General features: G+C 61.3%; 25 protein-coding genes and 1 riboswitch. Of the genes, 5 read left to right on the top strand and 20 right to left on the bottom strand.

Annotated features, from left to right (window positions below; genetic code table 11):
• Window positions 1–93: 93 nt before the first annotated feature.
• Window positions 94–1,458 carry a DNA recombination protein RmuC gene (gene rmuC, locus KW840_RS20240; RefSeq protein WP_162252406.1) on the bottom strand — a complete coding sequence of 455 codons (1,365 nt, stop codon included), beginning with the start codon at window positions 1,456–1,458 and terminating at the stop codon, window positions 94–96.
• A gap of 175 nt (window positions 1,459–1,633) precedes the next feature.
• A complete protein-coding gene (locus KW840_RS20235) occupies window positions 1,634–1,957 on the bottom strand; it encodes a hypothetical protein (RefSeq protein ID WP_079246787.1) in 324 nt (107 codons plus the stop codon).
• Window positions 1,958–2,964: 1,007 nt separating this feature from the next.
• Between KW840_RS20235 and KW840_RS20230 the strand changes: the two genes are divergently transcribed.
• From KW840_RS20230 to KW840_RS20220, 3 genes are all read left to right on the top strand, one after another.
• A complete protein-coding gene (locus KW840_RS20230) occupies window positions 2,965–3,189 on the top strand; it encodes a hypothetical protein (RefSeq protein ID WP_008051046.1) in 225 nt (74 codons plus the stop codon).
• Between the two features lie 276 nt (window positions 3,190–3,465).
• Window positions 3,466–3,948 (top strand): hypothetical protein, encoded by a 483-nt coding sequence (locus KW840_RS20225; RefSeq protein ID WP_057715794.1) that lies wholly within the window; start codon window positions 3,466–3,468, stop codon window positions 3,946–3,948.
• Between the two features lie 146 nt (window positions 3,949–4,094).
• Window positions 4,095–5,366, top strand: coding sequence for an OmpP1/FadL family transporter (locus KW840_RS20220; RefSeq protein WP_218497192.1), 1,272 nt, complete (start codon window positions 4,095–4,097; stop codon window positions 5,364–5,366).
• Between the two features lie 179 nt (window positions 5,367–5,545).
• Here KW840_RS20220 and KW840_RS20215 read toward each other — a convergent pair whose 3' ends face one another.
• From KW840_RS20215 to cobO, 14 genes are all read right to left on the bottom strand, one after another.
• The gene (locus KW840_RS20215; protein ID WP_218497182.1) at window positions 5,546–6,112 is read right to left on the bottom strand and encodes a glutathione peroxidase; all 567 of its coding nucleotides are present in this window, start codon (window positions 6,110–6,112) and stop codon (window positions 5,546–5,548) included.
• Between the two features lie 55 nt (window positions 6,113–6,167).
• Window positions 6,168–6,290 carry a hypothetical protein gene (locus KW840_RS28620; RefSeq protein ID WP_008051054.1) on the bottom strand — a complete coding sequence of 41 codons (123 nt, stop codon included), beginning with the start codon at window positions 6,288–6,290 and terminating at the stop codon, window positions 6,168–6,170.
• Window positions 6,287–7,495 (bottom strand): MFS transporter, encoded by a 1,209-nt coding sequence (locus KW840_RS20210; protein ID WP_057715797.1) that lies wholly within the window; start codon window positions 7,493–7,495, stop codon window positions 6,287–6,289. Before KW840_RS20210 ends, KW840_RS28620 begins: the two co-directional genes overlap by 4 nt.
• A 52-nt stretch (window positions 7,496–7,547) precedes the next feature.
• Window positions 7,548–7,952, bottom strand: coding sequence for a MarR family winged helix-turn-helix transcriptional regulator (locus KW840_RS20205; protein WP_046037619.1), 405 nt, complete (start codon window positions 7,950–7,952; stop codon window positions 7,548–7,550).
• Between the two features lie 173 nt (window positions 7,953–8,125).
• The gene (locus KW840_RS20200; protein ID WP_218497179.1) at window positions 8,126–8,857 is read right to left on the bottom strand and encodes an adenosylcobinamide-GDP ribazoletransferase; all 732 of its coding nucleotides are present in this window, start codon (window positions 8,855–8,857) and stop codon (window positions 8,126–8,128) included.
• Window positions 8,858–8,859: 2 nt separating this feature from the next.
• A complete protein-coding gene (gene cobC / locus KW840_RS20195; protein WP_218497178.1) occupies window positions 8,860–9,435 on the bottom strand; it encodes an alpha-ribazole phosphatase family protein in 576 nt (191 codons plus the stop codon).
• Window positions 9,432–10,487, bottom strand: a complete 1,056-nt coding sequence (cobT, locus tag KW840_RS20190) for a nicotinate-nucleotide--dimethylbenzimidazole phosphoribosyltransferase (RefSeq protein ID WP_218497176.1) — start codon at window positions 10,485–10,487, stop codon at window positions 9,432–9,434. Before cobT ends, cobC begins: the two co-directional genes overlap by 4 nt.
• Window positions 10,484–11,005, bottom strand: coding sequence for a bifunctional adenosylcobinamide kinase/adenosylcobinamide-phosphate guanylyltransferase (gene cobU, locus KW840_RS20185; protein ID WP_218497173.1), 522 nt, complete (start codon window positions 11,003–11,005; stop codon window positions 10,484–10,486). The genes cobT and cobU overlap by 4 nt, the downstream gene beginning before the upstream one ends.
• A gap of 139 nt (window positions 11,006–11,144) precedes the next feature.
• Window positions 11,145–12,596, bottom strand: coding sequence for a cobyric acid synthase (locus KW840_RS20180; RefSeq protein ID WP_218497171.1), 1,452 nt, complete (start codon window positions 12,594–12,596; stop codon window positions 11,145–11,147).
• A complete protein-coding gene (gene cobD, locus KW840_RS20175; RefSeq protein ID WP_057715804.1) occupies window positions 12,593–13,585 on the bottom strand; it encodes a threonine-phosphate decarboxylase CobD in 993 nt (330 codons plus the stop codon). The genes KW840_RS20180 and cobD overlap by 4 nt, the downstream gene beginning before the upstream one ends.
• On the bottom strand, window positions 13,578–14,486 hold the full coding sequence (gene cbiB, locus KW840_RS20170; protein WP_090453916.1) for an adenosylcobinamide-phosphate synthase CbiB: 909 nt from the start codon (window positions 14,484–14,486) through the stop codon (window positions 13,578–13,580). Before cbiB ends, cobD begins: the two co-directional genes overlap by 8 nt.
• Window positions 14,483–15,133, bottom strand: a complete 651-nt coding sequence (gene bluB / locus KW840_RS20165) for a 5,6-dimethylbenzimidazole synthase (RefSeq protein ID WP_090453914.1) — start codon at window positions 15,131–15,133, stop codon at window positions 14,483–14,485. Before bluB ends, cbiB begins: the two co-directional genes overlap by 4 nt.
• Window positions 15,130–16,467: a cobyrinate a,c-diamide synthase gene (locus KW840_RS20160; RefSeq protein WP_057715807.1), complete on the bottom strand. Its 1,338-nt coding sequence runs from the start codon at window positions 16,465–16,467 to the stop codon at window positions 15,130–15,132. Before KW840_RS20160 ends, bluB begins: the two co-directional genes overlap by 4 nt.
• Complete coding sequence (gene cobO / locus KW840_RS20155; protein ID WP_057715808.1) at window positions 16,464–17,075, bottom strand: cob(I)yrinic acid a,c-diamide adenosyltransferase; 612 nt, start codon at window positions 17,073–17,075, stop codon at window positions 16,464–16,466. The genes KW840_RS20160 and cobO overlap by 4 nt, the downstream gene beginning before the upstream one ends.
• 81 nt (window positions 17,076–17,156) lie before the next feature.
• Window positions 17,157–17,391, bottom strand: a riboswitch (cobalamin riboswitch).
• 153 nt (window positions 17,392–17,544) lie between these two features.
• Between cobO and KW840_RS20150 the strand changes: the two genes are divergently transcribed.
• Entirely contained in the window at window positions 17,545–18,129 is a 585-nt protein-coding gene (locus KW840_RS20150; protein WP_090453912.1) for a hypothetical protein, read from the top strand.
• A gap of 66 nt (window positions 18,130–18,195) precedes the next feature.
• A complete protein-coding gene (locus KW840_RS20145) occupies window positions 18,196–19,509 on the top strand; it encodes a sorbosone dehydrogenase family protein (RefSeq protein WP_218497169.1) in 1,314 nt (437 codons plus the stop codon).
• 138 nt (window positions 19,510–19,647) lie between these two features.
• Here KW840_RS20145 and KW840_RS20140 read toward each other — a convergent pair whose 3' ends face one another.
• The 4 genes from KW840_RS20140 to hda form a co-directional block, all read right to left on the bottom strand.
• Window positions 19,648–20,301, bottom strand: coding sequence for an O-methyltransferase (locus KW840_RS20140; RefSeq protein WP_218497167.1), 654 nt, complete (start codon window positions 20,299–20,301; stop codon window positions 19,648–19,650).
• A gap of 18 nt (window positions 20,302–20,319) precedes the next feature.
• A complete protein-coding gene (locus KW840_RS20135) occupies window positions 20,320–20,856 on the bottom strand; it encodes a C40 family peptidase (RefSeq protein ID WP_057715812.1) in 537 nt (178 codons plus the stop codon).
• Between the two features lie 165 nt (window positions 20,857–21,021).
• Complete coding sequence (locus KW840_RS20130; protein ID WP_057715813.1) at window positions 21,022–21,654, bottom strand: C40 family peptidase; 633 nt, start codon at window positions 21,652–21,654, stop codon at window positions 21,022–21,024.
• Window positions 21,655–21,876: 222 nt separating this feature from the next.
• Window positions 21,877–22,581: a DnaA regulatory inactivator Hda gene (hda, locus tag KW840_RS20125; RefSeq protein WP_007984552.1), complete on the bottom strand. Its 705-nt coding sequence runs from the start codon at window positions 22,579–22,581 to the stop codon at window positions 21,877–21,879.
• Window positions 22,582–22,628: the final 47 nt, after the last annotated feature.

Here is a 22,628-nt window from a genome sequence, read left to right as displayed (position 1 = left end):
GCGGTGGCGCGACTGCCGCCATCGCGAGCAAGCTCGCTCCCACAGGGGTACGCGGTCAACTGTGGGAGCGAGCCTGCTAGCGATGCTTTTCAGCTACTCCGGTAACTCGACCAATCCATCCACATCGGTCATCGCCCGCTCCAGCAAGTCCGCCGGCAGACTCTTGCTTGCCCGCGCGCCCAGCAGCTTGAGTTGTTCACTGCGACTGACCAGGTTGCCACGTCCCTCTGTCAGCTTGTTGCGTGCCGAACTGTAGGCCTTGTCCAGTTGCTGCAAGCGATTGCCGACCTCGTCCAGATCCTGGATGAACAGCACGAACTTGTCGTACAGCCACCCGGCCCGCTCGGCGATTTCCCGGGCATTCTGGCTCTGGCGCTCCTGCTTCCAAAGGCTGTCGATGACGCGCAGGGTCGCCAGCAACGTGGTGGGGCTGACGATCACGATATTGCGGTCGAATGCCTCCTGAAACAGCGTCGGCTCAGCCTGCAACGCGGCAGAAAACGCCGCCTCGATCGGCACGAAGAGCAACACGAAATCCAGGCTGTGCAAGCCATCGAGGCGCTTGTAATCCTTGCCGGCCAGGCCTTTGACGTGATTGCGCAACGACAGGACGTGCTGCTTGATGGCGATCTGGCCGATGGCCTCGTCTTCAGCCGCGACGTATTGCTGATAGGCCGTCAGGCTGACCTTGGAGTCGACCACCACCTGCTTGTCGCCCGGCAGATAAATGATCACGTCCGGCTGGAAGCGCTCGCCGTCCGGCCCCTTGAGATTGACCTGAGTCTGGTACTCGCGGCCCTTCTCCAGCCCCGCATGCTCGAGCACGCGCTCAAGAATCAGCTCGCCCCAATTGCCCTGGGTCTTCTGCCCTTTCAAGGCGCGGGTCAGGTTGGTGGCTTCATCGCTCAAGCGCAAATTCAGCTGTTGCAAGCGCTCCAGCTCCTTGGCCAGGGAGAAACGCTCACGGGCCTCGTTCTGATAGCTTTCCTCGACACGTTTTTCGAAGGACTGGATGCGTTCCTTGAGTGGATCGAGCAACTGCCCCAGGCGCTGCTGGCTGGTTTCGGCAAAACGCTGCTCGCGCTCATCGAAAATTTTCCCCGCCAGCTCGGCAAACTGCGCGCGCAACTCGTCTCGCGAACCTTGCAGGTCGTTGAGGCGTTGCTGATGGCTGTCCTGTTGCTCGCGCAATTCGGCATTGAGCGACGCGGCCTGGGCATCCAGACGGCGCAATTCGGCTTCTTTGCCGGCGCGTTCGATATTCCACGCATGGGCGGCGTCCCGGGCGTCGTCGCGCTCGATCTGCAGCAGTTCGACTTCACGACGCAGCGCAGCCAGATCGGCCTGTTTGGCGGCGTTGGCCTGGGTCAGATCAGCCGCTTCATCGCGGCTGGATTCGAGTTGTGCATTCAATCCGTCCTGCGCCAGTTGCGCCATGGCCAAGCGTTCTTGCAGCAGCGCGACATCGGCTTGCGTGGTGCTGGCCCGACGCTGAAGTTGCCAGGCCAATACCAGCAACGGCAACGCAGCCGCTGCCAGCCCCAGCAATACGCTGGTCAAGTCCATTGCCATAGCCACTCCTGCCATTCGGATAAAGCCTGAAGGTTAACCAAGGCGTCCGGTCTTGGACAGCTCAGTCTTCGATCAGCCCCAGTTCCTGTTGAGCGCGGTGATCGCCTGCCCGAGCGGCCTGACGCAGCAGGTCCTGACCGATCCGGCGGTCCCGGGCATTCCCGCATTCGCGGCACATCAACTGACCAAGGCGACTTTGCGCAGCCACCACGCCTTCACGGGCCGGTTGCTTGAGCAAACGTCCGGCGATGTGTTTGACGTTACGGTTTTCGCCCAGATGCGGGCTGTCCAACAGCCACTCCGCCACGCGCATGGAAAAGCGCTTGGTAGGGGCAACAGAGGGCGGTGTGGAGGAAGAGGAAACAGGGGCTGAGCGAAACTTCATAAAGCACTGTGGGGCAGATCAGAAGGCGCGCAACTTTACTCTCTTTTTCTTACAGGTAAAGCTGAAAATATCCCGGCACGCCCGTCCTAGAGCAAGCGCTCGGGACAATCCACAGAAGCTGTGGATAACTCAGTGGACAACCGCCCTTGAACTCGCTCAAAGCCCTGTGGAATGGGGCTCGCAGTCAAACTGACGATTTTTTCACCAGTAAAAAAAAGCGATGTTTTTCATTGACTTAAATTTTGGTTACAGGCAGCCATTACGCTTGAACGTGAGATGACAGCGGGGTGACAGACCGCGCAACTAATGTGCACAAGTGCCTTTGCGATGGTTATATCCATGCACTTTTTCGGCGCATTTTTTTGTCATGCCTGGGGATAAGCCCTGGCAAACCCGGTGTCCAGACGGCTGCGCTGCTACCAACGTCGATGACCGATGGTCGGATTTTGTCCCGAAACAGGGCGCATGAATCCCACGCCTTGCAGCTTTATGCGCGCCTCCACAAGACAAAACAACCCGAGCAGGCACCGGCCAGGAAACTTTTTTCGCTACCACACTTCCATTGGCCAGTTCAATCCGCTAGTATCCGCGGCGTTAGTACCAAGCTGAAAGTCAATTCTGGTCGAACAAATCCCCCCGGTCAGCCTTCCCGACGGAAGCCTCCACCGAACAAGCGGGATCGACCACCTCGATGGTTTCCAGGTAAATCTTGCGCCAACACAACCTTTGAATCGAAAGCAAAGGATGTTGCTCCGCCTGCCTACTCTGCTCGAACCAACCTGCAAATTGATCAGGATCTTCACCCCGGGCCCAGAACCTTTGCCCTCGATGTGTTGCCTGCCCTCCTAAGTACCTACCTGCCAGCCCAAGCGCGCCAACTTATCAGCGCTTCAAACTGGCTGCTTTGTTCCAGTCGGGTTCTTCGTTCGATCAATGGTGATCGACGTTACTGGAACGTTTTAACGTTGCACGGTTCTTATCCGTGTCATTTGTAGGAACACCCAATAATGTCTACTCAAATCCAGACTCAGGATGCCATTCGCACCCTAACCAACGCTTTTGCACCAATGAACTGCCTGATCATGGCCGCTCGCAAAGGCTGCTTCAGCTTCACCCTGGTCAACGAACACGGCATCGCTCGTCACAGCGAACGCCTGTACCCCGATCAATACTCCAGCGCCGAGCCGCTGCAGGCCGTGATCGAGCGTACCCGTCAGGCACTGGTTGCCTGAAACGCCAGAAAGGCTGAAAAACCCAAAAGCCCTGCCCGAAAAGCGGGGCTTTTTATTGCCCGATATTTCCCTTTCCTCGAATCAGGACTAAGCACGATCCGATATAACGGTTATAACTGATCGCTGGAAATATTTTAAAAACAGGCCTTTACAGCGCGAATATGACACTACACTTCAACTCAAGCGGCTTGACCCGCTTGCGGCGAGCCTGAGTCGATTCACAGCTGCCAAGCCCCCCTTCAGGTGTCGCCGTCCATTTCAGGTTTCGAGGGTTTTATGGGTATCGCTGCCAGCGAACTGTGCCGTTATGTGATTCGTCCGACATTGATCTATCTCGGACAACATAGCGCTACGGCCGAATCCCTGCTGCTGGGCATTGCCGCCAGCCAGTCCGCCCTTGGTTCCGCCCTGCATGACCGCCGTGGGCACGGCCTGTACCGCATCGCCGAGCCCCGTCACCAGGCCCTTTGGGACCATTACCTGGCCCTTGATCCGGAGCGTGCGAGCCTGGTCCGCGGCCTGGCCAGCCAGCATGCGTTCCTGAGTGGCCCGCACCTCGAGTTGACCGTCAACCTGCGTTACGCCACAGCCATCGCCTGGCTGCTGGTGGAAGAACAGAACACCCCCCTCCCCGCCCCTGATGATTTGCTGGGTATGGCCAGAATCTGGCGCCAGACATTTCAGCCCCAGGGACGTCTGCGTGATTTCACCTGCGCCTGGCAAACCTGTGTTTCACCGTTGAATCAGGTAGCCTGCTGACACCCTTGGATCCAAAGATCGCGCAACACGCCGCGATTTTGGTCTGATTGTCCTACAAAACCGCTCTAAATCAAGGCATACAGCCTATGGCGCCGGAACGAAAATGTTGGTAATTTTCGCCCCGGTGATCACCAGGAGTTCTAATAATGAAAAAAGTAATGCTCAAAACCACCATCAGTCTCGCCGTTGCCATGGCATCCACCCAGATTTTTGCAAGTGGCTTTGCCGTCAACGAACAAAGCATCAGCGGGATGGGTACAGGTTTTGCCGGGCGATCTTCCTCTGCCGATGACGCAAGCACCCTTTTTGGCAACCCTGCCGGCATGTCGCGCCTCAAGCGCGAACAAGTCACCGGCGGTGTTGCGATGATCGACGCACACACTGACATCAGCCACGCCAGCTCCAGCCCGAACGGCGGCAGCAACGACGGCGACATGGTTCCGCTCATCGCCGTACCCATGGGTTACTACGTCAAGCCAATCGACGACAAGTGGGCCGTCGGTGTGGGCGTGTACGCGCCATTCGGTCTGGTAACCGATTATGAAAACGGCTTTGCCGGTCGCTACTTCGGCAGCAAGAGCGAAGTCAAGATCGTCACCCTGCAACCGACTGTCAGCTACGCCTTCAACGACAAGGTTTCCATCGGTTTTGGCCCGACCATCAACCGCATTGACGGCAGCCTGGAATCGAACCTGTCGATCACCCAGGCCGCGCCAGATGGCAAGGTCAAGATCACCGGTGACGACACCGCGCTGGGCTACAACATCGGCGTGCTGGTTCAAGCCACCGACAGCACTCGTGTCGGCCTGACCTACCACTCGAAAGTGAAGTACAAGCTCGAGGGCAACACCAAGGTCAACTACAACGTGCTGGGCCTGATCGGCCAGAACCCGAACCAGAAGTACGATGCCTCGCTGGACCTGACCACCCCTGAATCGGTGGACTTCTCGGTCACTCACCAGCTCGACGACAAGTGGACTCTGTACGCAGGCAGCACCTGGACCCGCTGGAGCCGCCTGAAAGACATCACCGTTGAAAACACAGGTGTTCCGGCTGTTCTGAACGGCCAGTTCGGCACCATCACCGAAGAACAGAACTGGCACGACACCTGGGCTCACGCCATCGGCGCGTCCTACCAGTTGAACAAGCAATGGGTACTGCGTACCGGTCTGTCCGTTGACCAGGCACCGACCAACAACGTCGACCGCTCCCCACGCATCCCGACTGGCGATCGCAAGATTTTCAGCGTGGGCGCCGGCTGGAGCCCGACCGACGACCTGACCATCGACCTGGCGTATTCGTACCTGCACGAAGACTCGGTCAAGGTCAACAACAGCAACGACCGTGGCCAGAGCTACAACGCCAAGTATGAAAACTACGCGAACGGTTTCGGTCTCGGCGCGACCTACCGCTTCTGATGATTCCCGGCGAGCCTGAACCGCTCGCCATCGGAATCAAAAAAGCCCCGCTCTCCTCACGGAGGCGGGGCTTTTTTTTGTGGGAGCGAGCCTGCTCGCGATGGACGCGAACGATGACGCGTACTTTCAGGATTTACGAGACGCCTTGAGGTTATCGCGAGCAAGCTCGCTCCTACAGGTCAGGGGGTCGAAACAAGTGGTGGCGAAGCCAGCGCCTTTTCCACCGCCGCAATGAACTCGGGATCGTCCGGCTTGGTCAGGCTGGAGAAATTGGCGACCACCTTGCCTTGGCGATCCACCACATACTTGTAGAAATTCCACTTCGGCGCGCTGCTTTGACTGGCGAGGACCTTGAACAAGTGCGTCGCATCGTCGCCGCGAACCCTTTGCGGCTCGGTCATGGTGAAGGTCACACCATAGTTGACGTAGCAGACCTTGGCAGTCTCGGCACCATCCTTTGACTCCTGCTTGAAGTCATTGGACGGAACGCCCAGCACTTCCAGCCCCTGTTCTTTGTAACGCTGATTCAGCGCCTCAAGGCCTTTGAACTGCGGAGCAAAGCCACAGAAGCTTGCGGTATTGACCACCACCAACGGTTTACCGGCGAAGCGCTGGCACAAATCGATGGATTCCTTGGCGCGCAGCTTTTGCAGTGATCCTTGCAACAGCTCCGGGCACTCGGCCGCGTAGGCCAGCCCGGTAAACGCCACCAGCAACGCGGGAACTGCAATCCAGCGCATCAGCATGTCGGTGCACCCTTGATAATTCGTCAAAAGCGACGTTACTCGCCCTCGCCGCTCGCTAGCAAGCACCCATGCCCAACTGCATCAGTGCCAGCCCGCCCTGATGCCAGCCCCACCACGACAACGCCAGCAATAAGGCGCAGACGGCGGCTACAGCGATCCGTGGCCAAAGGTTGTTCATATCGCACTCATTTGTGATTGCAGACGCTCTACCGGCCGCTCACGCACCGGCCAGTTGAGGGCAGCGGCCAACAGGCTCAAGAGAATCGCCACTTGCCAGATCAAGTCATAACTCCCGGTTCGGTCATACACCACGCCACCCAACCAGCCGCCCAGGAACGAACCGAGTTGGTGAAACAGGAAAACAATCCCGCCGAGCATGGACAGGTTTCGCACACCAAACAAGGTCGCCACCGTACCGTTGGTCAATGGCACCGTCGACAGCCACAAAAAACCCATGGCCATGCCGAAAAGATAAGCCGTGGTGGTGGTCACCGGTGCCCACAGGAACAACGCAATGACCACCGCCCGCAGCAAGTACAACCCGGTGAGCAAACGCGGCTTGGACATGCGCCCGCCGAGCCATCCCGCGGTATAGGTGCCGAAGATGTTGAACAGGCCGATCAGTGCCAGCACCGTGGTGCCGACCGTCGCCGGAAGGTGTTGATCCACCAGATAGGCCGGCAGGTGCACACCGATGAACACCACCTGGAATCCGCACACGAAAAAGCCGAACGCCAGCAGCCAGAAGCCGGAATGGGAGCAGGCTTCGCGCAGCGCTTCGCCAAGGGTCTGTTCGTGGCCCAGAACGGGCAGCGGCTTGTCCTTGAGCATGCCCACCAGCGGCACGATCAACGCCACCAGCAAGCCCAGCGCCAGCAGCGCCGCGGACCAGCCAAGCCATCCGATCAAACCGAGCGTGCCGGGCAACATCGCGAACTGGCCGAACGAACCGGCCGCACTGGCGATCCCCATGCCCATGCTGCGTTTTTCCGGTGGCACCGCGCGGCCAACCACCCCCAGGATCACCGAGAACGACGTACCCGACAGTCCGATGCCGATCAGCAGGCCGGCGCTCAGGGACAGGGTCATCGCCGAGTCGGAGAGCCCCATGCAAATCAGCCCGGCCGCGTACAGGACGCCACCGATCAGCACCACTTTCGCTGCGCCGAAGCGGTCGGCCAGGGCACCGGTGAATGGCTGGGCGAGGCCCCAGATCAGGTTTTGCAGGGCGATGGCGAAGGCAAAGACTTCACGGCCCCAACCGAACTCGGCGCTCATCGGCGCCAGAAACAGCCCGAAGCCATGTCGAACCCCCAGCGACAACGCAAGGATCAGCGCACTCCCCAACAGAACCCAGCCGCAAGTACGCCACATCGATGTCATTGTTATTCTCCAATAGCGGGTATATACCCGCTTAAGATCGAAAAAACCGGCATCATGCCAGTTCGTCCAGCAGCTTCAATAAGGTTTCGCGCTTCTCGGCACCCAGGCGATCGATCAAACGCTGCTGCGCGGCTTCCCAGGCCGGCAAGGCAGCCTTGAGGCGCTCTGCCCCGGCCTCGGTCAGCAGGACGATGCGGTTGCGCATGTCCTCGCCCTCGACCAGCGTCACCAGGCCATCACCCTCCAGCACACGCAAATTGCGCCCCAGGGTGCTGCGGTCCAGGCCCATGGCCTCGGCCAGGGTCGAGATGCTCGGCTGATCCAGACGCTGCAGATTGCACAGCAAAGAATACTGCGCAACGTTGATCCCGAAGCCGTCGAGAGCGCCGTCGTAGTGCCTGCTGACGCCACGGGCGGCGCGACGCAGGTTGATGCATAAACATTGGGAATCGAGCATGGTGCGTGTATATACCCGCGAGTCGGTTAAATCAAGTGGCATGGGGTTTGTTCAGTGATTGGGCGGTGTCCTGTAGATCGCCATCGCGAGCAAGCTCGCTCCCACAGTTGATCGCATTCCAATGTGGGAGCGGGCTTGCCCGCGAAGAGGCCGGAACATTCAACACAACCCGATCAGGCCAACGCCAAGCCTACCAGCACTGCAACTTCCAGCAACTCCAGCATCGCGCCCGCCGTGTCCCCTGTCGTGCCACCCAGGCGCCGCAGCATCACCTGGCGCAACCAGACAAACCCCAGCACTGCCAACACCAGCGCCAGCACACCACTGACGCCGGCGATCAACACACAGGCCAGCGCGCTGACCGCCAACACCTGCTTGCCCGCCGAACGCGGAAGATGATCGGCCAATGCCTGGCCCAGGCCACCGGCACGCACATAGGGCGTAGTCAGGAACAAGCCGAGCAATGCGCTGCGACCGATCAACGGCACAATGATCAAGGCCAGCGAATGCGGCTGCTCGATCAACGCCAGCAGTGCGGTGAATTTAAGCAACAACACCAGCACCAGCGTCACCACGGCGATCGGCCCGCTGCGCGGGTCTTTCATGATGGTCAGCGTGCGCTCACGGTCGCCAAAACCACCGAGCCAGGCATCGGCGCTGTCCGCCAGGCCATCGAGATGCAAGCCGCCGCTGAGCAGCACCCAAAGGCTCAGCAACAGCGCCGCGTGCAGCAAGGTCGGTGTACCCAGCAACAGCCAGTTGACTGCCCACAGAATCGCGCCAAAGAGCAATCCCACCAGCGGATAAAACAGCAACGACCGCCCCAGATCCCGGGGCTCAGGCATTCCGGGCAGGCGAATCGGCAGGCTGCTGAGAAATTGCAGGGCAATCCAGAATGGCAGCATGGTCAGAGCACTTCCTTCAACACGCCCGCAGGCTCCACCGTCAGCGAAAACAGTGCACCATGCCCGACCTCAACGTTGAGCAGTTGCTCCCGTGGCAACCCGCGCGCCTGTGCCAGCAACAGACGCATCACACCGCCATGGCTGATCAGTAGAATGCGCTCACCGGCACAGGTCGCGTGCAAACGCTCCAGCGCTGCCAGCACCCGTGCCGAAAAGTCTGCAACCGGCTCACCCTGAGGCGGCGTGAACGAATAGGGATCGGCCCAGAACAAACCCAGGGCCTGCGCGTCGGTTTCCATCAACGCCGCCGCGCTCTGTCCTTCCCAGGCGCCGAAATGCAACTCTTGCAGGTCTTTGTCCAGTTGCACCGGCACACCCAGTCGCGCAGCGAGTTCCTCGGCAAACAGCGCACAACGCTGCAACGGCGAACTGACCAGCCGGTCCCACGGACCTTGCCCGATCACGGCGGCGCGCATCTGCGCCCAGCCCGTGTCGGTCAACGCATCATCGATACTGCCGCGCAGGCCGCCGCCGAGTTCGGTTTCACCGTGACGCAACAGATCCACGCGCAAGGTCATGCCGGACGATCTGCCACGGCGGCTTCGGCAAAGGTCGCCATTTGCCCGTGCAGGTCGCAAGCCAGGCGCAGCAGCGGCACAGCCAACGCCGCACCACTGCCTTCACCAAGCCGCAGGCCGAGATCGAGCAAGGGTTGCGCATCCAGGGTTTCCAGCACATGACGATGCCCCGGCTCGGCGCCGCGATGACCGAACAACAGCCACTGACGACACTCTGGATTCAAGCGCACCGCAACCAGTGCCGCGACACTGCAAATGAAGCCGTCCACCAGCACCGCGACACCTTCCTGGGCACACGCGAGATAGGCACCGACCAACGCGGCGATCTCAAAGCCGCCGAGGTTGAACAGGGTCTGCAAGGCATCGCCACGCTGCGCGCCATGCAATGCCAGGGCGCGCTCGATGACCTGGGCCTTGTGGCTGACACCTTCGGCATTGAGCCCGGTGCCAGGCCCGGTCAAATGCACCACCGGGCAATCGAGTAGCGCACACGCCAATGCACTGGCAGCGGTGGTGTTACCGATGCCCATTTCGCCACCGATAAACAACTGCGCACCGGTGGCAATTGCCCGCTGCACGCTGTCACGACCGGCCTGCAAGGCGAGTTGCCCCTGGGCCTGGGTCATGGCCGGTCCCTGTACAAAATTCGCGGTGCCCGGGCCGACATTCAGATGGCGCACGCCCGGCAGGTTTAGCGACGGCGTCACCGTGCCAAGATCCACCACCTCAAGGGAAGCGCCCAGTTGCCGCGCCAGCACGCTGATCGCCGCGCCACCGCTGACGAAGTTGAGCAGCATCTGCCCGGTGACTTCCTGGGGAAACGCCGACACGCCCTCGACGACGACGCCATGGTCGCCGGCAAAAATCGCGATCCACACCTGCTCCAGACTCGGCTTGACCCGCCCCTGCAATCCCGCCAACTGCACCGCCAGCGCTTCCAGCTGGCCGAGGGAGCCGGCCGGCTTGGTCAGTTGCTGTTGCCGCGCCTGGGCCTGTTCGACCGCTTGGGTATCGACCGGCTTGCACGGGTTCAACCACCAGGATTGAGTCATAACGCAGTTCCTTTCAGAGTCAGAGGCAGGCCGGCGACGGTCAGGACGACACGCTGACAACGCTCAGCCAGAGCTTGATGCAGCCAACCGGCTTCATCGACATAGCGACGAGTCAATTCACCCAGCGGCACGACACCCATGCCGGTCTCGTTGCTGACAAAAATGATTTCACCCGGCAGCGACGCCAGGCAGTCCAGCAAGGCATCACGCTCGGCGTGCAAGCGCTCGGCATCGTCGAGCATCAGCAGATTGGTCAGCCACAGGGTCAGGCAATCCACCAGCAGGCAGCGGTCGACACCGGCGGACTCACGCAGCACCCGGGCCAGCTCCACCGGTTCTTCGATCAAAGCCCATTCGGCAGGACGACGGGCGCGGTGATGGGCCACCCGCTCGCTCATTTCGCCGTCCAGTGGCTGGCTGGTGGCGATGTAGGTCACGGTCAGGGCGCTGTCGATGGCGAGTTTTTCAGCCAGGCGACTCTTGCCGGAACGGGCGCCGCCGAGGATCAGTTGGAGCATTGCTTATTCCTTAAAATCTTCGGGGAGGCGACGGCCCTCATCGCGAGCAAGCTCGCTCCCACAATTGATCCAGGCTGAACATACATTTTGCGTAACCTGTGGGAGCGAGCTTGCTCGCGATGGGGCCGCAACAGCCACCTCAGAACCCACAGAGCTGACGCAGCAGAGAAGTATCCAGATGCTTCTCCACCAGATCCGCCAGCCGCTCGATATCACGCTCGCGCAAGGCGTGGTAATCCACGGCCTGCACATCCTGCAACCCGGCCCAGCGCAGCAGAGCACTGCACGCCGCCGGCGATTCGAAAAGCCCGTGCAGGTAGGTGCCGAAAATCTGCCCGTCAGCACTTTGCGCACCATCACAGCGGCCGTCATCCAGATGCACGGCGGCATGTTCCAGGGCCGGCCCGGTGGTCACGCCGGCATGAATTTCATAACCCGCCACCGGCGCATCTTCCAGCGCCAGGCGACCACGCACATTGCGCAACTGCTTCTCTTGTTCGAGCTGGGTCTGGAACGCCAGCAGCCCCAAACCGGCACTGGAACCCGGCGCACCTTCGAGGCCCAGCGGGTCATGCACCTGCTCACCGAGCATCTGCAGGCCGCCACAGATCCCCAGCAGTTTCCCGCCGTAACGCAGATGCCGGGCGATGGCGGTGTCCCAGCCGTTGGCTCGCAGGTACGCGAGGTCGCTGCGCACACTTTTCGAGCCGGGAAGGATGATCAGGTCGGCAGGCGGAATCGCCTGGCCGGGGCCGATGAATTGCAGGTCCACTTGCGGATGCAGGCGCAGCGGATCGAAATCGGTGTGATTGCTGATGCGCGGCAGCACCGGCACCACCACCTTGAGCACCTGTTCGGCTTTATCGGTCTGGCGTTGATCGATGCCGTCCTCGGCCTCCAGGTGCAGATCCATCACGTAGGGCAGCACGCCGATCACCGGTTTGCCGGTGCGCTCTTCAAGCCAGTCGAGACCGGGTTGCAGCAACGCGATATCGCCACGAAAACGATTGATGATGAAGCCTTTGACCCGCGCCTGCTCACTCGGCGACAACAGTTCGAGAGTGCCTACCAGATGGGCAAAAACCCCGCCGCGATTGATATCGGCGATCAGCAGCACCGGGCAATCCACCGCTTCGGCGAAACCCATGTTGGCGATGTCCCCGGCCCGAAGATTGATTTCCGCCGGCGAGCCCGCACCCTCGACCATCACCAGCGGATACGCCGCGCTCAAGCGCTTGTGGGAGGCCAGCACCGCTTGCATGGCGATGGTTTTGTAGTCGTGATAGGCGACCGCATTCATGGTCGTGACAGCGCGGCCATGGATGATCACCTGGGCACCGGTGTCACTGTTGGGCTTGAGCAACACCGGGTTCATGTCGGTGTGCGGTTCGAGGTGCGCGGCCTGGGCCTGTACCGCCTGGGCGCGGCCGATCTCGCCACCGTCGGCGGTCACCGCACTGTTGAGGGCCATGTTCTGTGGCTTGAACGGCACCACCCTGACGCCCTGACGCGTGACCCAGCGGCACAACGCGGTTACCAGCGTGCTCTTACCGGCATCCGATGTGGTGCCCTGCACCATCAGCGTGGTCATTGGTTTTCCTTGGCGAAATCGTCGAACGCCAGCGCCAGTCGTACCCAGGCGATTTCGTCACCGGGCAAGCCGAATCGCAGGCTGCTGTTGTGCGTGAACAACCGCAGGAGAATGCCGCGCCGGGCCATGAATTCATGCAACTCTTCGGCGCGCTCGGTGATCAGCCACTGGAACAGCGCACAACCGCCCTGGGGCTCGAAGCCGTGCTGTTCGAGCAACGACGCAAGGCGCTCGCTGGCCTCTTCGGTGCGCACACGTTGCCGCGTTTGTCCCTCGGTATCGCGCAGACAGGCCTGGCCCACTACACGGGTTGCCCCGCTCACGGCCCACGGACCCACTTGTTCTGCCAGCAACTTGAGCAGCTTGCGCTCGGCCAGCACAAACCCCAGGCGCACACCGGCCAGGCCGAAAAACTTGCCGAAAGAACGCAAGACGATCAATCCGACTTGATGGGCAAACGGCGCCAGGCTCAGTTGCGGCGTGTTATCCATGAACGCTTCGTCCACCACCAGCCAGCCACCGCGCTGCGCCAGTCGCGTGTGCCAGTCGAGCAACCGACTGGGGGTGAGGCTCAGGCCCGTGGGGTTATTCGGATTGACTACCACCAGCACGTCGAAACTGTCGATAAAGAAGTCGACTTCCTGCTCCAGCACTTCACGCACGATGTAGCCGTTGCGACGCCACGCTTCGGCGTGCTCGGCATAACACGGCGACAGTACGCCGACCTTGCCCGCCCGACGCAATCGCGGCAGCAGTTGAATCGCCATTTGCGAGCCGGCCACCGGCAATGCCTGCAAGGTGCCGTAGTAATCACAGGCGGCCTGCTCCAGACCGTCGTCCGTCTCCGGCAAACGGGCCCAGGCCCGCAGCGGAATATCCGGCACCGGAAACGGCCAGGGCGCAAGGCCGGTGGACAGGTCCAGCCAGTCGGCTTCATCTATGCCGTATTCGAGCGCCGCCTTGCGCAGTCGCCCACCGTGCTCAAGCATAAAATTCGGCCCCCAGGCAGAGAATCAGCAGCCATAACCATACCCCGCGCTGGACCAATTGCCAGCCCCGGTCAATCGAGTCGGCATCCGCCGGCACACCTTCGCCCAACTGCGGACGCTGATGCAGTTCGCCGTGATAAATCGCCGCCCCACCCAATTCGACACCAAGGGCACCCGCCCCTGCCGCCATCACCGGGCCGGCGTTCGGGCTATCCCAGGTCGGGGCCTGGGTGCGCCAGCATTTCAATGCCAGCCGGGTTTTGCCCAGCAGCGCGTATGTCAGTGCCACCAGGCGCGCAGGAATGTAATTGAGCACATCATCGACCTTCGCCGCCGCCCAGCCGAACCGTTCGAAACGCTCATTGCGATAACCCCACATCGCATCCAGCGTATTGCTCAGGCGGTAGAGCACCACGCCCGGCGCGCCCGCCACGGCAAACCAGAACAACGCTGCGAACACCGCATCGCTTCCGTTTTCCAGCACCGACTCGGTAGCGGCACGGGCGACTTCGGTTTCATCCAGTTCGCTGGTCTGGCGGCTGACCAGATAGCTCACCCGCGTGCGCGCCGCTTCCAGGTCATTACTGCGCAGGGCCTTGGCCACAGGCGTGACGTGCTCACCGAGGCTGCGCATGCCGAGGGCGCAATAGAGCGCGAGAATCTCGACGATCCAGCCGACATAAGGCGCCCAGGAGAATGCCGTGGCCAGCAGCGTCAGTGGCAACACGGCAATCACCCACGCGGTGACGCCATGGCTGCGCCAGCCGCGACCGCCGCCGTTGAAACGTTGCTCGATGCGCTCGGCAAAACGGCCGAACGCCACCAGCGGATGCCAGCGTTTGGGTTCGCCCAGCAGCGCATCCAGCGCAACCGCGGCGACACTCAACAACGCCACACTCATTGACTCACTCCCCAATAATTTTCATACAGCAATTCATGTAGCGGACGCGCCTGCGCCCAGCCTTCGAGCACCAGCATCGGCGCCGGATAGAACTCTTTGACCGGCCCCAGGCACAGCACGGCCAACGGCTTGGCACCCGGCGGCAATCTCAACAGGTCCGCCAGTGCCTGTGGTTCGAACAGCGACACCCACCCCATGCCCAGCCCTTCGGCACGGGACGCCAGCCACAGGTTCTGGATCGCGCAGGACAACGAAGCCATGTCCATTTCCGGCAGCGTGCGGCGGCCGAAGATATGCTGCTCGCGGTCATCCATCAGTGCGGCGACCAGCACCTCGGCGCAATCGTTGATGCCTTCCACCTTGAGCTTCATGAACTCATCGCTGCGCTCGCCAAGGGCTTCGGCGGTGCGGATGCGTTCTTCTTCTACCAGGGCCTGGATTTGCCCGCGCAAGGCGCGATCGCTGATGCGGATGAAGCGCCAGGGCTGCATCAGGCCGACACTGGGGGCCTGATGCGCGGCTTCGAGCAGGCGACGGAGCAATTCGGGCTCGACGGTGCCGCCGCTGAAGTGGCGCATGTCGCGGCGCTCGGCGATGGCGCGGTACACCGCCGCGCGCTCGGCTTCGGAGAATGCGTTGTCGCTCATGGCCTCTTCGCGAGCAGGCTCGCTCCCACAGGGTTTTGGTCAGGCGCAAACAGCGCGGCAATCGCCGAGGGGTTCGACGGAAAATAAAAGTGTACGTAAGAGGCAGTCATCCGCCCCTCACGGTAGACCGCCTCCGCTCCGCGCCCGCCGTTAGGGCTCAAGCCACGGGCAATCGGCGCCAGTTCAGTGGTGGTCAGCGAATGGTGATAGGTGTGCCCGCGCAGCGAGCCTTCCGGCAGTTCCACCGCTTGCAAAGCCAGCGCTGCGAGGCGCTTTTGCATGACTGCATCACCGGCCAGCAAGCCAACCAGTTCGGCGCGAGTGCCTTCGACATCGGTCAGGGAGTCGAGCAGATACAGCATGCCGCCACACTCGGCGAGCAACGGTTTGCCTGCCTGGTGGTGGGCGCGGATCGCATCGAGCATCGCGGTGTTTTGCGCCAGTGCAACGTGGTGCAGCTCCGGGTAACCGCCTGGCAGATACAGGCTGTCCGCCTGCGGCAACGCACGGTCGCGGATCGGCGAGAAGAATGACAACTCGGCGCCCATCGCCCGCAGCAGATCCAGGCTCGCGCCGTAGGTGAACGCAAAGGCTTCATCGCGGGCGACGGCAATGCGTACACCGGCCAGCAGCGGTTCGGCCGCGATGACATCAGGGGCGGCGAATTCGACTGCCGGTGGCAGCGCGACCTCGCAACTGCTGGCCAGGGCATCGGCTGCCGCGTCGAGGCGCAGGTCGAGATCGTTCAGCTCACTGGCCTGCACCAGCCCCAGGTGCCGGCTCGGCAGTTCGATCCCGGTTTCCCGGGACAGCGCGCCGTACCAGCGCAAACCTTCAGTCAGGCTGCCTTCAAGCAGTTGCGCGTGGCGCAGCGTGCCGACACGATTGGCCAGCACGCCGGCAAACGGCAAGTCCGGCTGATAACGCGCCAGCCCCAGGGCCAATGCGCCAAAGGTCTGGGCCATGGCGGTGCCATCGATCACCCCCAGCACCGGCACACCGAAATGCCGCGCCAGATCGGCGCTCGACGGCGTACCGTCGAACAACCCCATGACGCCTTCGATCAGGATCAAGTCGGCTTCAGCGGCGGCTTCCCACAGCAACCGGCGACTCTCCTGCTCGCCGACCATCCACATGTCCAGCTGATACACCGGCGCACCGCTGGCGCGCTCGAGGATCATCGGATCGAGAAAGTCGGGCCCGCACTTGAACACTCGGACCTTGCGCCCCTGATTACGATGCAATCGGGCCAGTGCCGCGGTGACGGTGGTCTTGCCCTGGCCAGAGGCCGGCGCGGCAATCAGTACCGCCGGACAGTGCCGAGGCTGACTCACAATTCGACGCCTTTCTGCGCTTTGATCCCGGCTTGAAAGGCGTGCTTGATCACGCCCATTTCGGTGACGGTGTCAGCCATCTCGATCATCTCCGGCTTGGCGGCACGACCGGTGACCACCACGTGTTGCATCGGCGGTCGGGCCTGCAAGTCGCTGAGCACCTGATCGAGATCGAGGTAGCCGTGCTTGAGGGCGATGTTCAGCTCATCGAGCACCACCAGACCGATGGATGGATCGCGCAGCAGTTGCTGCGACACCGCCCAGGCGGCTTCGGCGGCGGCGATGTCGCGCTGGCGGTCCTGGGTTTCCCAGGTAAAGCCTTCGCCCATCACATGAAAACGCACCTGCTCGGGAAAGCGCCGGAAGAACAACTCCTCCCCCGTACTGTTGCGGCCCTTGATGAACTGCACCACGCCGCATTGCATGCCGTGCCCCATGGCGCGGGCAAGCATGCCGAAGGCCGAACTGCTCTTGCCCTTGCCGTTGCCGGTCAGCACCAGTAGCAGGCCACACTCGTTCGGGGAATTGGCGATGCGCTCGTCGATCACGGCTTTTTTGCGCTGCATGCGCGCCAGGTGGCGTTCGTCACGATCGGGGGTATCAGTCATGGGGGAGCTCTCCGTTGAGGCAGGAATAACGGCGGGCAGGCACAAGAATAGAAGGCAACAAGCCTGGCATCGCCCACCGTGATGCCGCTGGATGAATCAGGCCGGTCTCCGGGCTCATGAGTGGCCGCGGGGCCAGACCGTGCGCCTTCCCGCATCAAATCGACACAGTGGCATCACACACAGTTTTCACTCATTTACCGTTGCGGGGGCAGCGCCGGAATTGCGGGCCTTCGACCAACAGAAGGACTCACTCACCGGCTTCCCTGTTTCACTCTGTCGACCCAAGCCACAGAGCACCTGAAACAAGCCGCGAAGGTTAGAGGGTTGGGGGTGGAGCGTCAATTAAAGCCGGGAGGCCATCGACCGAATAACTGCCATCAATCAATAAACTGACGTCAATCTTGTGCCACGCTCCCAGCAGTGATATCAAAGAGCCACAAACTCACAACACAACAACAAGGGTGAGCCCATGCAAGGCATGATCATCAGCAATCCAAAGCTGGAATTCCTGCGCCCGGTGCTCGAACGCTGGTTCGAATGCATCGACCGTTACAACGCCGTCCGCGGTGATGGCGACACACCGTACTGGCACGACGAGAAGGCCAATCTCGGACTGCTGTCTGCCGCCGCCTGGATGGCCGAGATGGTCACGCTGCAACAGACGCCCACCCGCAAGCAGACCGAAGAAGGCGAACGCAACAGCCGCGCCGACCTGCTCCTGGCTTCACCCGAAACCCGCGCCTACATCCAGACCAGCCAGCGCTGGCCACGGGTCAACAGCCTCAACCTGACCCAGGCCCTGCTCGACATCGCCAGCGATGCCAAGCGCCTGAGCCACGCCAGCGACCTGAAACTCGGCTGCCTGTTCGTCGCCCCGCAAAAAGCCCAGCAGGGCGCCACACCGGAAGAGCTCCAGGACATGGTCGACGACCTGCAAAAGGAACACACCTGCGCTGTTGCCTGGTATTTCCCTTATGCCTACCGCAAGTTGCGCAACGAAGCCGGAAACTATCACCCCGGCATAGCAGTGCTGTTCAAGGAAGCACGTGGCTAAGGGTTGAACCATCGGACGACAACGCGCCTCTATGATTAGAACAAGGCACTCATAGGGAAGACCCGTATGCGCACGCCCCCGCTCGTTCTCGTTATCGCGTTCTGCGGAGGGCTCGCCGCTTGTGGCGGAACCGCCCGCCTGCAAGTCTCCGATGGCACCGGTCCTTCGCCTCAACTGCCAGAACCCGACAAAACCCTGATCCCGATCGTGAACATCGCCCCGGCCATCGGCTGGCCGCAGGGTGCGAAGCCCATCGCCGCCAATGGCACCCAAGTGGCCGCTTTTGCCGAAAACCTGGATCACCCGCGCTGGCTTTATGTACTACCCAATGGCGATGTGCTGGTGGCGGAAACCAATGCCCCTCCCAAACCCGAAGACGGCAAAGGCATTCGCGGCTGGATCATGAAGAAATTCATGGGGCGTGCCGGAGCCAGGGTGCCCAGCGCCAACCGCATCACCTTGCTGCGCGACAAGGACCACGATGGGGTCGCGGAAACCCGCACGGTGTTTCTGCAAAACCTCAACTCGCCCTTTGGCATGACCCTGGTCGGCAATGACCTGTATGTGGCCGACACTGATCGCCTGCTGCGCTTTCACTATGAAAGTGGCGATACGCAGATCAAGTCACCGCCGGCAAAAGTGGTCGACCTGCCGGGCGGCCTGCTGAATCACCACTGGACCAAAAACGTCATCGCCAGCAAGGACGGCAGCAAGCTGTACGTCACCGTGGGTTCCAACAGCAACGTTGCGGAACACGGCATGGACAAGGAAGAAGGTCGCGCGGCGATCTGGGAAGTGGATCGCGCCACCGGCCAGCAGCGGATCTTCGCGTCCGGCCTGCGCAACCCCAACGGTATGGCCTGGGAACCGCACAGTGGCGTGCTGTGGACCGCGGTCAACGAACGGGATGAAATCGGCAGCGACCTGGTACCGGACTACATCACCTCGGTGAAAGACGGCGCATTCTATGGCTGGCCGTACAGTTATTACGGCCAGCATGTCGATATTCGCGTCGAGCCGCAAAACCCGGACCTGGTGGCCAAGGCTATCGCCCCGGACTACGCCGTCGGCCCGCACACGGCATCACTGGGCCTGACCTTCGCTGAAAACAGCAAACTGCCGCCGCCCTTCACCCAAGGGGCATTCATCGGCCAGCACGGCTCCTGGAACCGCAAGCCGCACAGCGGCTACAAAGTGATTTTCGTGCCCTTCCGCGCCGGCAAGCCGGTCGGGAGTCCAGTTGATGTGCTCAGCGGGTTTCTCAATGGCAAGGAAGAAGCCATGGGCCGCCCGGTGGGCGTGGTGATCGACCGACAGGGTGACCTGTTGGTGGCCGATGATGTGGGTAACAAGGTGTGGCGGGTGTCGGCTGCCAGATAACACCATCCCGGATGAACTCAGAACCCTGTGGGAGCGAGCTTGCTCGCGATGAGGGCACATTCAACATCGATGCTGACTGACCTACCGCTATCGTCGGAACGCCGCCCGGAGCAAGCTCGCTCCCACAGGATTACCAGCTCAGCGTTTGCGGCAAAGGGTCAATCCATCACCCAACGGCAACAACGACAGATCCACCCGCGCATCGTCCGTCAACGCCCGGTTGAGCGCCTGGATCGCCCGGGTGTCCGCGCTCTCGGAACTGGTCTCGAGCACGCGCCCGCTCCATAGCGTGTTATCGAACACCGCCAGCCCGCCGACCCGCAGCAATCGCAGGGCGTGCTCCAGATAAGCCGGGTAGTTGGCCTTGTCGGCGTCGATGAAAATCAGATCGAACTGGCTTGGCTGGTCCAGCTTGCCGAGGGTTTCCAGCGCAGGTGCCAGACGCAGATCGATGCGTCCGGCCAGCCCGGCTTCCTGCCAGTAACGCAGGGCCGTGGCGTTGTAGTCGCCGGGGATATCACAGCAAATCAGCGAACCCTCAGCGGGCAATGCCGCCGCCATGCACAGTGCGCTGTAACCGGTAAAGGTGCCGACTTCGAGCAAACGCCTGGCCCCCGTCAGTTTCACCAGCAAAGCAAGAAACTGCCCCTGCTCAGGAGCCACCTGCCAGCGTGCCATCGGCAGCGCCTGGGTCTCATCGCGCAAGCGCTTGAGCAGAGGCGTTTCGCGCAGGGAAACATCAAGCAGGTATTGGTACAGGGCGTCGTCGAGATTGAGCGTGCGAGCAGTCATGACCACCAGCTCCGGAGGTTACGGATTGCGCGCCAAATGTTCAGGCTGCAGAACACGCTTGGCGCTCAGGTAAGCTTTTTGCCAATACGCCTTGGACAGACTGTCGAGCTTCACAGTGCCGCCAGTGGCCGGCGCATGGACGAAACGCCCCTCTCCCACATAGATGCCAGCATGACTGACCTGGGAACCGCCATTGGTGGCAAAGAAAAGCAGGTCGCCGGTCTGCAAGCCGTCCTTGCCCACGTTCGCCGCTTGCATGGAGATCATCTCGCGCGTGGTGCGCGGCAAGGCAATACCGGCGACATCGCGGTACACATAAGCGATCAGGCCGCTGCAATCAAATCCGGAATCCGGCGTATTGCCACCCCAGCGATAAGGCGTGCCCACCAGACCGAGCGCGCGAAACAGCACGTCTTCCGCTTCGGGCGAAAAAGCTTGTGAGGAACCAAATACGATGGGAGCGCGAACCACCGGCGCAGGAGGCGGTGTGCGGCTGGCGCAGGCACTGAGCAGCGCTGCGAAGAACATGATTGCGAGGCGGGCCGACGTCGTCATAAGCAGAACATCCTGATCTGGCTGCGGCTTTTTCTGCGGGGAGCGCAGAAAAGAAAACCGCCTGCGTGGGACGCAGGCGGTTTGCCATCATTTGTAGATCAAGATTCTAGCGGCTACACGACAAACTTCAAGTAAGACTTTAAGTTCGCCTTACAAATTGTCCGCTTATTTGCGTGCAGTGACGATTGGCGACGCGTTAGGTGCCATTGCCAGGGCGCGCTTGGCTTCGATGAAGGTCTTGCTCCAGTAGCTGTCGCCCAGGCTATCGATGCGCACACCGCCGCTGCGGCGGCTGCTGGAGTGGATGAACTGATTGTCACCCAGGTAGATCCCGGCGTGACTGACGCGACCACGACGACCGTTGGTTGCGAAGAACAGCAGGTCGCCCGGCTCAAGCTTGCTGCGCGAGACCAGCGGGGCGTCCACGTTGATCATTTCGCGGGTGGAGCGCGGCAGGTTCATGCCCGCTTCTTCGCGGAACAGGTAACCGATGAAACCACTGCAATCGAAGCCGGCTTCAGAAGTACCGCCGAAACGGTAGCGGGTACCGATCAGGGACATGCCACGTTCGAGGATGCTGTCGGCCAGGACCGGAAGCTGGTAGGACTTGCCGCCAGCGAAGTCTGCGAGTTCTTTTTCGGTAGCCAGTTCTTCCTGGAAGAGAGCGGAAGACTGGGCGGTAGCCGAGTTTTGAACCTGCTGTTGCGGAGCTTGCTGGGCCACTGGAGTGTGGGCAGCGCAACCGAACAACAGGGTAACGAGTGCGAGAGGCACGAGGGGTGCGAAGCGATTTAGCATGGGCACGACCGTGGCTGAAAGTTGTAAAGAAGCCGAGACTATGCCCGCTATCAACCTCATTTGCAAATTCAATCGATCTTTTTGTGACTTATCCGTTTCTCGTTTACATCTAAGCGCTTAAGCCCATTTTAAACACACGCGCGGCCTGCAACCTTGCAGGAAAGCGGGATTTCTGGCGCCTGAAATATGCCGAAACGGCTAAACGCCCCGGTTTCAGCGGGCTTACCAGCCGAGGGTTTCTTTCAAAAACGGGATTGTCAGCTTGCGCTGAGCCTGGAGGGAGGCCTGGTCGAGGCGCTCGAGCAACTCGAACAGCGCACTCATGCTGCGGGTACCGCGAGTCAGAATGAAATGCCCGACTTCATCGGTCAGATGCAGACCGCGACGGGATGCGCGCAATTGCAGGGCACGCAGTTTGTCCTCATCGGACAGCGGACGCATCTGGAAGATCAAGGCCAAGGTCAGGCGGGATTTGAGATCCGCCAGCTTCACCGGCAACTCCCGAGGGGATGTCGACGCGGCAATCAGCAAGCGCCGACCGCTGTCGCGCAAGCGATTGAACAGATGAAACAGCGCCTCCTCCCAATCCGCTCGTCCGGCAACCACCTGCAAATCATCCAGGCAGACCAGCTCGTACTGTTCGAGGTTGTCGAGGATTTCAATGCCGCGATCGAGCAGCTCGGCCAACGGCAGATACACCGCCGGCTCGCCCAATTGCTCGAAGCGCAGGCAGGCGGCCTGCAACAGGTGCGTACGCCCTACCCCGTCCTTGCCCCAAAGGTAGATCAGGCTTTCGGTCCAGCCGGCGTCGGCTTCGCACAGCCGCTCGACATAGCCGAGTGCAGCGGCATTGGCGCCTGGGTAGTAGTTGATAAAGGTGGCGTCGTCACGCAGACGCACACCTAGGGGCAGCTGAATCGGTTTCATGCTGACTGAACAGTTCCAAAGGAACCGTTAGTGGCCTCTGTGTAAAG

This window comes from Pseudomonas sp. PDM30, from assembly GCF_019218985.1.
In the GTDB taxonomy this organism is placed as follows: Bacteria; Pseudomonadota; Gammaproteobacteria; order Pseudomonadales; family Pseudomonadaceae; genus Aquipseudomonas; species Aquipseudomonas jessenii.
Note: the sequence above shows the minus strand (reverse complement) of the source record. Positions and strands in the feature narration are given on the sequence as shown.